Source organism: Dendronalium phyllosphericum CENA369, from assembly GCF_016056275.1.
Taxonomy (GTDB): domain Bacteria; phylum Cyanobacteriota; class Cyanobacteriia; order Cyanobacteriales; family Nostocaceae; genus Dendronalium; species Dendronalium phyllosphericum.
In genome coordinates this window covers 83,943-97,391 of record NZ_JAECZA010000313.1, presented here as the reverse complement: position 1 = coordinate 97,391, position 13,449 = coordinate 83,943, and the positions used below count along the sequence as shown (strand labels likewise).

Genomic DNA, 13,449 nt, shown 5'->3' with positions numbered 1-13,449 from the left:
GGGTGTGGGGTGTAGGGGAAGAGATAGCCCCAACCACCCTTGGGATACAATCCTAAGCTTTTAAGGTAATTGCACCATCTGGGGATTCAAATATAATTTAAAGATTAATAAAACTGGCGATCGTCTCAATGATTTGATTTGCAGTTTGAGCAGTAAACATCGAGACTGTAGCTAAATCAATATAACGAGTACTATCTAAAATAAAACGAACATTGTAACTCGATACACTATCCAACTCAAATGAACTCAGCTCAATCGAGCTAATTTCTGAAAGCTTTGCTTCTATAATCTTATTGCCTAACAAAGATTGACGTTCAATAATTATCTTGCCAACAGTTTTATCAACAATACAAATAATTTTTCTTTGTCTGAGGATAGAAATAATACAAATAGCACCACCCGCAATCATCAATAAACCCAGAGGATAAGTCCAGAAACGACTATCTTCACCAATCATGAGTTTTTGTTCTTGGGGAGTTTGCAAAAATGTATTGATTTGTGTGGCAAAGCTTTCTTTTTGAGTACTATCTGCATTTAGCAAATTTATCAAAACTGAACCATGAGTAGTCTGAAGGACAAAAGGATAACTACCCCATACATCAGTAGTGGTAGTGTCTAGTTTGGCTCTTATTATCTCTTGCAAACGCCAGCTTTGAATTTGAGTACCAAAAAGATTTTTAGTAATTAGTTGGCAACTGTTTGGCTTACCTTCAATTCGGCTACAATTAAAAGTAGTAGCTTTGCCCAATGCAACTATTAAAAAAACGCCTCCGATTGTCAAGATTCCGCCAAATAGCCAGTAGAATATAGGCTGTGGGTTGAGTTGTAATTTCAAGAACTTTGGCGTTTGCTCGATAATATGTAATTTCATAGTGGCAGATGAAACTTATTTACAAGATATTAAGCTGCTACATTGCAGTAACAGTAAAATCATTCGGTCGAGAGTAAGTGCAAGACAACCCCAAATACTATTGTTTCATAGTCCATATCGTGAAATGGAGAATTAAGGAGTCGGAAACGTCCCGAATCCTGAAATTGCTACCGGAGCTGGCCGAGAATTTTTCCTTATTGTGACAACTGATGTTCTAAGGTGCAGCACTCTACTTTTGGTTTAGTTACAAAATTATTTAAACCAACAGCTTTTAACAATATTGCCCAAGAAGGATCTTGCGGATTGGTGCGGCGTAGGACTTCAGCAGCGCTCAACGCGTCATGCCAAATACCATTAGCAGCATAAAGAGTTATGCGTTGGCTTAATGTTGCTTTTTTCAGTTGAGTATTTAAAGTTGAATTTAATTGTTCTCGTTTTATGTACCCTTCAACATTCGCAAGAAATTGGCGATCGCTTTTACAGTAGATATTAAAATACCAGCGATATTGTTTACCTATTTCTAGCGGTTTTGCGCTTGCTGGTAAAGTCAGGCTAATTATTCCTGGCGTGCTTGGTAAAGAAGTTTTGTAGATAAACTGATTTTGTGCGTCATCTTCTAGGACAAACTCTCCCTCAGCGAAAGAGGACGAGTAAGGAACATAGAACCAAAAGCTAGGATATTCTGCGATCGTCGTCGCAAATACTAATTCTGACTTTGAATAAACAGGCACTAAGGCTGTAAGCTGGTTGGCAGCAGCAGCCAAGGGTAGATTAATGTCTTGTTCGCAACCGCGACTACCTGCTTCCGCTCGCTTACCTGGTTCGCCGATGTCTGTTGGTGGGGGTGGTGCAGCAAATATTAATGATTGGTTGAGTTGTGCCTGCACTTGTGTATAGCTAAAAAATATCAAACTTATGGCCAAGAAAAATTGAATTTTAACTAAATACAATTTCATCGTTCTTTATACCTCAAATTGAAGCAATCAGTTGTCGCTGACTTTGTTGCGAACTGAAGTAAATCACACTACTACCACCAGTGACGACTAAAACTAATACTGACGGGACAAAAGGAACCCAAACGCCAGAGCAAAACAAAATTAAGCAAAGCAAGTATAAAATCCCGACACTGCTACCAAGTAGTAATAGACGTATTATTGAGCGATCGCGCCAAGCAATTACACCACCAATCAAAGACCAACTCCAAATCCATAACACTTCGCCCCAAACAGGCAAAATAAATAATAAAGGTCGTCTATCTTTCACCGCACTCACAAGTTGGCTGACCATCTGTGCTTGCAAAATTACCCCTGGTATTTCCAAGCGAGAACCATCCTCATTTATGTAAGGAGTAGAAATATAATCGCGGAAGCTTTGAGCTGTAGTTCCAATCAGGACGATTCGATCTTTGACTTGAGCGGGATTTACCTTTCCTCGCAGTACATCTGTCAGTGTGACTTTAGGCGCAATTTCTAAAGGCGAACCTTGGTAAGAACGGTAATTAAGCAATATTTGATAACCGCCTGTATCCGCTTGTTGATAGCCGCTTTGATGCGATTCTCCAAAGGAGACACTTCGTGAACGCAGTCGGTGAAATAGAGCGTTACCTATTTGCAAATCTCCAGATTTGGTATAGCTGGCAGAGATTCCTTCCTGTTCTAGATAGTGAAATGCCAGTTGAGCATTCAAAGCATAACGTGCAGTACAAGAGGATGTAGGTTCTGCTGGTTGCATTGCTAATAAATGACGACGCATAAGGCCATCGGCATCTAAAACGATATCACTAAATCCCTGGCGTTCTGGTGGTATCCCTAAAGGTGATGAAATTGCCGGACGATCTTTTGTGGGTTCTTTAACTTTGCAAATCGCAAACAATTTTCGCTCGGCAAAAGCCGCTTGATTAAATTTAGATGACTCATCGCGATAGATGTCTAAGCCAATAGTTCGTGGTTTTAATTGTGCAAGTTTTTCTAATAGTCGAGCTAGTGCCAAATCAGATAATGACCCTCTTGTTTGGTTTTGTTCTGGTAGTCGCAAATCTTCTTCAGTGACAGTAACAATTAACAACCGAGAATCTTGCTTCTCTTGAGGACGCGATCGCACAAATTGGTCATAAGCTTGCAATTCCCATGTCTGCAATCCTCCTTGAAATCTTAACCCCAGTACGCCCAAGGTAGTCAACAAGCTCAAAATTAGCAAATTCCGGAAGCGAAGAATATTAAAAGCCTGTTGCGGCTTGGCCCAATTCATCGGCACTACACCAGGATGTTCGCAAATAACTGGCAACCAAGTAGCACCTGGATATTCCTTTTCTAGTCCTGCAAGCCTTTCTCTAGCAGTGCGAACTGCGGCATAAATAGACGTTCCTGAAGAAAAAGCCTCTAGAAAATGTTTCAAAAATTTTTGAGCTACTAAATCTGGCACTGGTTCCCGCATGACAATAATTTGCGGGATCTGCAAATCTTGTAATTCTCTAGCCAATCCCAATCCATCACAGGAGTTGAAAATTGCTAACTGCAACCCTTGAGCAACGGCTTTTTTTAAAGCATACTTGAGGTCGATAATTGTGATGCTATCTGTGGCGTTAATATGGATGCGACCAGTGTCGCCTTCGGTTTTACTATGACCAGCGAAAAACAATATATCCCAGGGTTGTTTCCATAACTCGTCGCTGAGGTCTGGAAGTTGAGGTTCTACTAAAAAAGTTGTCGCAGCACCAGGTAATTTTTCCAATAATTGACGGTCTTGCTCGATATCAATACCTTCGCTATCGCCCAAAATTGCTAAAATTTTGATTTTCTTTTTACCCGAATATGTCTGCAATACAGGTATTATTTGCTCTGATTCGGGAACGCTCAAAGCAACTTCAGCGTTTGGGTAATCTCGGTCTACTAAATCCCATAAATGCCAAGGAAGTTTATTTAGCTGCAAACTAGCAGTGCGAATCAATATTCTAACTTCGTCCTCTGGCATTAAGTGTTTGAGCCATTTTTCTCGCACGGGACGAAAAGAATCGGAGCGCAACCAATTATTGAGATGCGATCGCAACTGGTGAGTTAAGTTGTAACAATCCTCCCGTCGTTGGGAAATTGAACCATCGTAAACAATTTTTTTAGCTTTGATGCGGGTAAATTTCCACAGACTGCTATAGGTTGACTGCCATTGGTCAATTACTGTTGCTATGTCTGGATTTGGTGGCAAATGTCCTGAAATTTCTGTACTGGGTCGAGTGCCTTCTTCTCCAATCTCCAGCGTCACTCGCACTCCTGCATTTAAATTACCATCTAACTTCAGCACTACTAACTTTCTCATTGGCAGAACCCTTGCATTGGTTTTAGATGGCAAAATTTTCTATAGTGCTAGTATCTCCCAGCACTAGTTTAACGCTGAAAAGTTCTCCTGTTTCGCCGCTAAACTGTAATTGAATATTCTTATTGGTACTTCTTGTTTGGGCTTCCATCACGCACGCTCCCTCAAAGTCTAGTATCTGTAGTTGCAGATTTGCAGGCAAATAAATTTCATCTTTTGTGGGATGTATTTCTACGATAATGTCCGTTTCTTGCTCAGATTCTGGAGTCAATGTCACAACTAAAACTACTGTTTTCTCAAAATTGTCTTGCTCAAATGCAACTAATTTACCTCTGCTCATAAACGTGCTTCTAGTATTTCTGAGATTACTATCTGCATAAATAGCTTGGTCAGCTAAAAGAAATTCAATTTCTTGCCAACCAGTATCAATAATATTTTCAAACCACTGTTTCAAGTTCGTAAACGTGCTACTTATTTGAGATTGTAAAGCTAATTTCGCTGTATTTAATTGAGTTAAATCTTCTAAATATTCTAGTAAATTTTCCAGCGAACTCAATTGAATAAGTGGTAATAAATCAGTTGATACTTCTTTAAAAAATCCTAACAATTTCGCTTCTCGGAATGATTTACTAATCTGCACAGCCACATAGCCGATTCGGTTGGATTGTACTTCGGGTGGCACATAGACTAACTCTTCCCCTTCTAACACGGGGCGGCATTCCAAAGAACCTAAATTTTTTAATGATAGATCGGCTACATCCATAAGTAACTGCTGTACTGGATTCCAAGAATCACTTGCTTCTAAGTCTGTCTCAAAACCCATATATTGCAAATATGAATTTACAAAAGATACAGCTAAGATATTTAACCGAACTTGTTCGCCTTTTTGTGGTGTAGCTTGTTGACTAGATAATCTTTCAGCTAACTTTCTTGCGCCTGGAGGGATAATCCCTGAAAAGGTTAAAAAAACTGTTTGATTACTCATATTTTTCCTGATGAATTGGGAGAAAATCTATAAATACTCTTGTAATAAAGGAGCAAATTTTTTAACACATCTTTGAAAGAAAGTATTTAAGGTTGTAATTCCAATCCCCCATTCTTGAGATATATTTTTCCAGGAAACCCCAGAGTACCTTCTTTTCGCTATTGCTTGAAAATTTACTTCTGGATGATTTTTGATGTGTTCTTTGATAAAAATTCCTTCAGGGTCATCTTCTATACATTGAATAATTTGGTCAAATAAAGATACAGATTCAGTGAATGAAAGATTTTCGATATGAGACTTTTCTAAAGATATTTCGTTTTTCTTACCAATAATTTTAGGTATAGCTTCTGGAAAAAAACGTTTACTTAACAATACATTTATCCAGGTTAAAAATTCCCCGCGTTCTGAGTCGTATTTACTAATATTGTTATCTTGACAAAGATAAAAGAACAAATTCTGTACTGCTTCTTCGTAGATATCTTCATAATTCATCGGAAATTGACCGCTATAGGGACGGCAAAGTTTACCTGACAGCCAAATTGTATTGATTAATTGTGTTAAAGCCATGCGTCGCTCTTTGCTTAACCCTGAGTGTAGTTGAGCAATAAGCGCTAATTCTTTAAGTTGTGCGTCTAGCTGTTTTCTCGACGAGTCGTTAGTCATAAAAGACCTCGAATATCATCGCGCCTGGTAGCGAATCCCTATTTCTCTCTGCTAAAAGGCGCAACTTTTCCACAGACTATTGATAAATGTTACAAAAATATACTTTTTCAATTTAGTTTTAAGAGTGGTAGGAGGTGAAGCAGTGGGGTCTTGGGGAGACCTGTCAAACTGGCTTTTTCCTTCTGCCTTCTGCCTTCTGCCTCCTGCCTTCTATTTACAGCCAATTACCTAGCAGAACGTAAGGGGCCCAAAACCTGGGACGTTTATACTTTGGACTCTGTAAAAGAGTTAATTGAGCGCTGCGAAGAGCTTCAGCTTTAGTCAATTTTTGATTTGCCAGTTCTTGGTAAAATTTTCCCATCAATATCGCAGTAGACTCATCATCTAAATTCCATAGAGAAGCGATAGTACTGCGTGCTCCCGCTTGAAAAGCGACACCAGCAATTCCTAATGCGGCTCGCGTGTCTCCAGCAGCGGTTTGACAAGCACTTAAAACTAGTAATTCAATTGCTTCTGGTTTGTTTTGCTCTATAGTTCTGACTAAATTACTTAATTCTTTGACGTAAATGCGATCGTCCCAAGCAAGAATAAATGTTTCTTCAGCTTTAGAACTGAATTGACCGTGAGTTGCAAGATGAACTATAGGGAAAGGTAGAGAATTAATCCGGTTTTGTAAAGCCTTGCTGGTAAATTCTTGATTGAGAAGAATGCTGCTAGGTAACTCAGAATGAATTTCTTCTAATTCTAGTTTGACGTTGGGTAATGCAGAAAATCCGGAGCGCGATTCACTCAATCCGGCGGCGATAATTTTTAAGTCTTTCTGGAATGGTTTGGGTTCAATTAAATTTTGTCCTGGGGTAAGTGCAATGGCATACTTTTCAATTAGATATTGTTTGCCGTCATAGAGAGCCGCCATTGGAATATTCCGCAACCAACTATCTAGAACAAATACCAAATTAGGAATTTTTTGCTCAATTAAAACAGCTTCAGCAGGTTGAATCAACCAGTTATAGACTTTTTGGGATAAAGATTGAACCTGTCGCAATGTGTGGGGCTTGGGTAAATCTTCTTGGAGTCGTTTTAAAGTAGTTTGTACTTCTTGTTCGTTGACAGTTGTACTGTAGTGCAACCAACGATTTTGCGGCAAATTTACTATAACTTCTACTCGGTTTGGCAAAATAAATGGATAGATGACTGCTGCTGTTTGGTCTATTTTTTTAGCTTGAATCCGAGCATTTAAACAGGTATTGCGGAAAAAATTGTCAAGTTCTGCTATTTGCAGCAACTCTATTGTTTCGCTTGCTTTTTCAATATTTTTGGGATTGAGTTGAGAATTTCCTTGCGGTTGCAAAAGCAATTGTACTAGCTCCCGGTATACAGGTTCGACTTCATCCCGAAAGGAAAACTTCACTTGGGAATTAACTCTTGCTAAGTCGTAACGTAAGGCTTGGAGATAGTTTACTGCTTCTGTGTAAGCTGCGATCGCTCCTTTAGTATCTCCTTTCACTTCCAGCAAACGTCCCAATTGCCATTGCCATCGATAGGCGATATCTTGAGCATCAATATCTTGAGCCATAAGTAAGGCTTGCTGAGTGAGGTTTTGGGCATCAGTCCACTGTTTGGTTTGTTCGTACACTCCACCCAAAACACCAATAGCATAAGATTCTGTTCGTTTATCTTCTAAGCTTTTTGCTTGCTCGATAGCAACTGACAGTAATTGAGCAATATTCAACCATGAAGGAGTATCAGTAGCGATCGCCTTTTTGTATTGCGTGAGAGTTTGGGCAAAGTTGATTCGAGCAAAAATAGCTGTACGGGTAGCTGGTAAGTTAGTCAGTTGAGTTTGGATTTGAGACGACAACGCTGTTAAAGTTTGAAATTGCTTGGTTTCCAGTAGCAGCCTCAATTGATTAACTTGAGCTTGAATGCGGGTAGTTGCTGAGGTGGCAGTTTTAGCAGCTTGTTGGTAAAACGCGATCGCTGCTAGGATATCCTGCTGGGCGCGGGCTGTGTTGCCTAGACTGAGTAAAATATCACCAACTGCTTGCTTATCTGGCAACGATGAAGCTATTTCTAGACTTTGCTGTAATATCTGCCGAGATGTTTTTAAATCTCCTGTAATTTGCACCACATTACCGAGACTACGCAACCCTGTGACTTTCAAAGGTGAGTTGGGTTGCGTTTGCAGAATCTGGATACTTTCTTTTAAAGTCTTCTGGGCTTGACGATAAAATCCCAACGTTTGTAAAGCTTGTGCCTGGTTGATGCGATTGCGAAGAATCGAGTTTGTATCATCTATTTTTTGATAGATACTAGCTGCTTGTTGCCAAGTATTAAGGGCATCTTCAGCTTTGCCTTGAGCCAATAGTAAGCGACCTTTAATATCTAATACTTGAGCCAAAACTTGGGAGTTATCTTTTTGCTCTAACAAATTCAGACTTTCAGCTTGAAGCGAAGCGATCGCATTACGAATTGCATCTTCTGCCTCAGCCCAACGTCCTAGTTGTTGATAAGCTAATGATAAATTACCCCAAGTCATAGCTTGTTCTAGTGTATCTCCCTTGGCTTGGAATGCAGAGATAGCTTGTTGCCAAAAAGTAGCCGCTTGGGCAAAGCGTTCCGCTTCATAATTTTTTCTTCCTTGTTCTACCAAGTTTTGGGCATCCGGTAAGCTTTGAACAATAAAATTTGCTGTTGTCTTAGAGGCGAAAGTGGGCGATAAAAACCCTACGCCCAAAAACATCGCCAAAAACAGCAATACACTTATAAGGCGTTTGATTTTACGCAATCTCGATTTTTTTCTCACCATCTTCTTAGCCTTGGCAAAATGGGCAGTGCAATTTGCAACGATAAATTTTTTACCTCTGGCAACTAGAAGTGTGGGGAGCGTTTGCAGTGAGAGTCACATTGCCTTTAGCATCAATCACCCAATTCTGAGCTTCTATAATAGAATTTTGTGTTGGGCTAGCTGTCGGAGATTTTGGAGCAACTTCTGAATTAAGAGTTATCAAATCTACCTGTACAGCATCAGTGTTGAGAGCTTCGCCTGGATTAGGGGGCAAGCCGCCGCGACCAATAATATTAAATTCGCTCTTAGCTACAGTTCCCCCGGCAGTACAACCTTGTGCTAATTCAGTATCAACTGGGATGATTGGCAACTCAACTAAGCCACTATCAGGGTCAATATCAGGTGTATTAAGTTCTACAGTGCCGTTCAAACCAAAATCAGAACTGGCAGTAATATCACTTGTCTGTGGGTTTTCTTTGTCTCGAAATTGAATGCCATAGATACCAAAAGCATTGATTTTGACTGTACCACCTTTGCCTATGTAGGCATTGGCGGTGATATCATTATTTTCACTAGGGACAGCAATGATAAAGCCATTAGGAGCGTTGATCGCAATATTACCTCCATCTCCACCCTGCTGTGCTGTACCCGCAGTAGTGGAGATTTCACTGCTACGGCGCATGAGCAAGAAGTCTGCAAGGTTCAGCTTCAGGTTGCCGCCATTGCCAGAAAAAGTTTGTGCTGTAATCTTACCGTTGTTGAGTAGCAAAGAATTAGCAGTGATGCCAAGGCTGCCTGCTACACCTTTTCCAAAGCTATTAACTGTGGCTTCTGCGCCATCCTGAATCAGTAATTCACCAGTATTGATGGTCAAATCTCCTGCATTTCCAGTTGCACTTTGCCCAGCAATAGCAAACAAACCAGTTAAATATTGGTTATTGGCACTACCAATCAGTTGTATTTTGTCGGCGGTAACAGTCAAATTACCTCCATTACCACTACTTAATGTGGCAGCACTGACTTGTGCTCCATCTTGAATCAGTAATTCACCTGTGTTAATCGTCAACTCTCCCGCATTTCCGGATGAGCCTCTGTTAGCTTGAACTGCCAAGCTACTGGGACGATCATTGGTGGAGCGACCAATTAGTTGTACTTTATCAGCTATGACGGTAAGATTTCCTCCCTTGCCAACACTAAATGTGCCAGCACTTGCCTGTGCTCCATCCTGAATTAGCAACTCACCAGTGTTAATCCTCAACTCTCCCGCGTCTCCGGTTGCGCTGCGCTCGGTACTAACAGACAAGCCGCTAGCAAACTGACCATTGGAGGAGCTACCAATCAGTTGTACTTTGCTAGCAGTGATGCTCAAATTCCCTCCCTTACCAGTACCATATGTATTAGCAGTTACTTGTGCCCCATCCCGAACCAGCAACTCACCTGTGTTAATTGTCAAGTTTCCTGCATCTGCGGTTGCGCCTCGGTCAGCTTGAACAGTCAAGCTACTATACAGACTATCAGCAGATTCATTAAACAAAAGCACTTTGTCAGCGGTGATAGTTAAATCTCCACCTTTGCCAGCACCAAATGTACCAGCTGTGACATCTGCTCCATCCTGAATCAGCAACTCACCAGTGTTAATCGTTAAATTTCCGGCTTTTCCAGTTGCTTCTGGGTTTGCTTCAGCTTTCAAGTTGCTAATAAACTCTTGATTAGCAGAGCGACCAATCAGTTGTACTTTGTCAGCGGTGATAGTCAAATCTCCACCCTTACCAGCACCAGATGTACTGGTATCTACCTTTGCTCCACCCTGAATCAGTAACTCACCTGTATGAATGGTCAAGTCTCCCGCATTCCCAGTTGTATCTTTGGCAGCACTGGCAAACAAGCCGCTTGCGAACTGACTATCAGGGGAAATCCCAATCAGTTGTACTTTATCGGCGGTAATAGTCAAACTCCCACCCTTGCCACTACTAAATGTAGCAGTATTGACTTGCGCCCCATCCCGAACCAGCAACTCACCTGTATTAATCGTTAAGTTTCCGCCATTGCCTGCGCCTTGAATGGTAGTAAACAAACCGCTGACATCCTGACTATTAGCGTAAATACCAATCAATTGAACTTTGTTGGCAGTAACGCTTAAATTTCCTCCCTTACCGTCACCAAATGTACCAGCAGTAACCTGTGCTCCATCCTTAAGCAGCAATTCACTAGTATTTATCGTCAAATTTCCGCCTTGGCTACTACTTAATGTACCAGTACTGACCTGTGCCCTATCTTGAATCAGTAATTGTCGGGTATTAATTGTTAAATCTCCTGCATTCCCTGTTGTGCCTTCAGTAGCAGTAGTAAACAAGCGACTACTTAATTGACCATCGTCTGAAGTGCCAATTACTGCAACTGACTCCGAAGCATTCACACTTAAGTTGCCTCCTGATTCTGCCCCTTGAGTTAAAGTTGCAATTTGGGAACCATTCTGTAGCTTGATGTTTCTGCCCCACACTTGAATATCACTACCTCCTTTGTTAGCAAAGGTAGCCACCGTAGCTTTATTTATCAGTGATATATTTGCCCGTGCTACATCATTGGGAAAATTCAAGCGCAGATTGTTACCATTTACATTCAATCCTACTGTTCCTGCTGCGGCGATTCCTCCCAAATTGAGACTACCTTTTGTAGCTAAGAAAGCACCATCCAAGTCCACATCGCCGCCGATTAATGCCAAGCTTTTATCTAGTGCTAAAAACCCCTGTTGTATAAGTATGCCTTTTGCTGCTTCGCCATATTGCAAACCAGTTGGTACACTGACAGTCAGCAGTGGTGTGTTTTGAGGAGTAATTGCACTAAACTTTGTGTTATCGCTAAAATTCAGACTACTGGCCGTACTTGCTAGAAACAAGCCGCCAATATTCAGGGCTGCATTGGGGCCAAATATAATTCCATTGGGATTGATGAGAAATAAGTTGGCATTGCCATTAGCGCCAATTAAACCATCAATATTTGAGACTGATTTACCTGTTACCCGACTAATAATGTTTTGAATATCAAGAGCATTGTTGAAGTAAGCTGTATGCCTAGAGAGGACAGAAAACTGCTCAAAACTGTGGAACAAGTTTTTTCCTGCTTGGGTTCCGCCTTCAATAATACTGATGTCGTCAATCGCTGTAACACTAGTCTTGTTGGGGAGAGTGCCATCGGGAGTAATTTGAGCAGAAGCACAATTAATAGAGGAAGCGATCGCTCCATTCATCGCCAACCAAATTGCTATTCCTAATTTCCATTCCCAACGTTGCCTGTATCTAGTTGTTCTAGACATTTTTCCCTCTCGATTGGCAGTAGTTTTATCAACTACGAGCATTTAGGATTCATGAGTATCCAATAGTTAAATTGGCAAGAAATTTTTACTAATATTTACGTGCAGGTATTGCCCGAATAGTGTGCTGAAAGCATGTTTATTGCTCTGTTTCGGTGGAGCGATCGCATTTACCCTACAAACACTACAACTAATTGCTACACTTTCCAAGTAGCTACAGCAATCCTATTTGAATCGTCAGCATAGCTTTTGCAAGAACTATCGAGAACTTCAAAGCAAACAGAAGAAATCAAGAATTTGCAAATTTCAAAATTATTTACACTAAGGTCTTGGTGGTGCTAGTGTCAACACTGAAGGAATCAGCGTTGGTTCTGTAATACCATTTCACCAAATAAATGATACAAATAATTTCTCCCCTGCTCCCCTGCCCCTCTGCTCCTCTGCCCCCCTGCGACCTATTCGTATCAAATTTAAAGTGAAACGGTATAAGTCGCAGCAGTTCGTAACCGATACCAGCAAGTCCAGTCATGAGTCCGGGTGTTTCCACAATAGATTAGAGGCAGCTAAAACTTAATCATTTGCACTAACAAATGATTATCTGAGTCAAACATGGAAAATAAAAACTATAAATGGTGTTCATTAAGCGAATTAGAGGTAGTATTTGCTTGCAGCCAACGTTGAAAAAGAGATTCTAAGACCTGCTCTCGACTTTCACTAAATTCAGCAGGAAAGCACTTCTCAATTCTCAGAATGTGATAACCCAATTTTGTATGTATTGGCCCGATCGCATCACCTTCTTTTGCTTGAGAAATAGCTTGTGCAATCTCTGGCATTAATTCTGAAAGAAAGCGAACGCCAACAAAACCACCATTTTGTTTAGATTGTTTACCTTTGGAGTATTCTAGTGCTAAAGCACAAAAAGACTCATTTGACTCTTGAATTGCATAAGTTACTTTCTGAGCTTCTGTTAGATCGCTGACTAAAATCTGAGATAAAGCAACACGTTGATAATTTTGACGATTACTTAGATAATGATCGTCAACAGCATCCCCAAACAGATATTCTTTTAACTTCTTCGTAAGTAATTCCAATCTGATACCTTTAGACCAATCGTCTACAGTAATTCGTTGCTGTTGAAGCCAAGCTAAGGTTTCAGAAACTCCCAGTAACTTATGTTCGAGTCGAAATGCATCTCCGGCTGTTTGCAATTCCTCATCAGTAACAGTTAAATTAAACTGTTGACAAATATTTAAAATAAATGCATTTCGTTCGGCTAAAACTGCATATTCAGCTATTTTGTGAGAATAGCGCAGGTAAGCAATCACATCTTCATCTGTTGCTACAATTTCTGGAAGGGATATTAATTCTGTGTTTGCCAAAGTTTCTGTCATTGTTTTGTTTCCTTGTAAAAGTTGATTTGGATGAAATTAAGTAGAACGATGCAAATAAATCGAAGTATGTAACAAAAAGTAAAGTTGCCTAAAACCCTCTTTCCTTCTGCCCTCTGCCTCCTGCCTTGTCATAAC

At 40.5% G+C, this 13,449-nt stretch carries 8 protein-coding genes; all 8 read right to left on the bottom strand.

Going from position 1 to position 13,449, the window contains the following annotated elements:
• Positions 1-97 precede the first annotated feature (97 nt).
• The 8 genes from I8752_RS35385 to I8752_RS35350 all read right to left on the bottom strand — a co-directional run bounded on the left by I8752_RS35385 (position 98) and on the right by I8752_RS35350 (position 13,314).
• A complete protein-coding gene (locus tag I8752_RS35385; RefSeq protein ID WP_214436808.1) occupies positions 98-871 on the bottom strand; it encodes a hypothetical protein in 774 nt (257 codons plus the stop codon).
• A 194-nt stretch (positions 872-1,065) separates the two neighbouring features.
• Positions 1,066-1,827, bottom strand: a complete 762-nt coding sequence (locus tag I8752_RS35380) for a DUF928 domain-containing protein (RefSeq protein WP_214436807.1) — start codon at positions 1,825-1,827, stop codon at positions 1,066-1,068.
• Positions 1,828-1,840: 13 nt separating this feature from the next.
• A complete protein-coding gene (locus I8752_RS35375; RefSeq protein ID WP_214436806.1) occupies positions 1,841-4,180 on the bottom strand; it encodes a CHASE2 domain-containing protein in 2,340 nt (779 codons plus the stop codon).
• A 22-nt stretch (positions 4,181-4,202) separates the two neighbouring features.
• Positions 4,203-5,162, bottom strand: a complete 960-nt coding sequence (locus I8752_RS35370) for a DUF1822 family protein (RefSeq protein ID WP_214436805.1) — start codon at positions 5,160-5,162, stop codon at positions 4,203-4,205.
• Positions 5,163-5,189: 27 nt separating this feature from the next.
• Complete coding sequence (locus I8752_RS35365) at positions 5,190-5,825, bottom strand: sigma-70 family RNA polymerase sigma factor (RefSeq protein WP_214436804.1); 636 nt, start codon at positions 5,823-5,825, stop codon at positions 5,190-5,192.
• Between the two features lie 214 nt (positions 5,826-6,039).
• Entirely contained in the window at positions 6,040-8,634 is a 2,595-nt protein-coding gene (locus I8752_RS35360) for a CHAT domain-containing protein (protein ID WP_214436803.1), read from the bottom strand.
• A gap of 49 nt (positions 8,635-8,683) precedes the next feature.
• Positions 8,684-11,926 (bottom strand): two-partner secretion domain-containing protein, encoded by a 3,243-nt coding sequence (locus I8752_RS35355; protein ID WP_214436802.1) that lies wholly within the window; start codon positions 11,924-11,926, stop codon positions 8,684-8,686.
• Positions 11,927-12,546: 620 nt separating this feature from the next.
• Positions 12,547-13,314 (bottom strand): peptidylprolyl isomerase, encoded by a 768-nt coding sequence (locus tag I8752_RS35350; protein WP_214436801.1) that lies wholly within the window; start codon positions 13,312-13,314, stop codon positions 12,547-12,549.
• Positions 13,315-13,449: the final 135 nt, after the last annotated feature.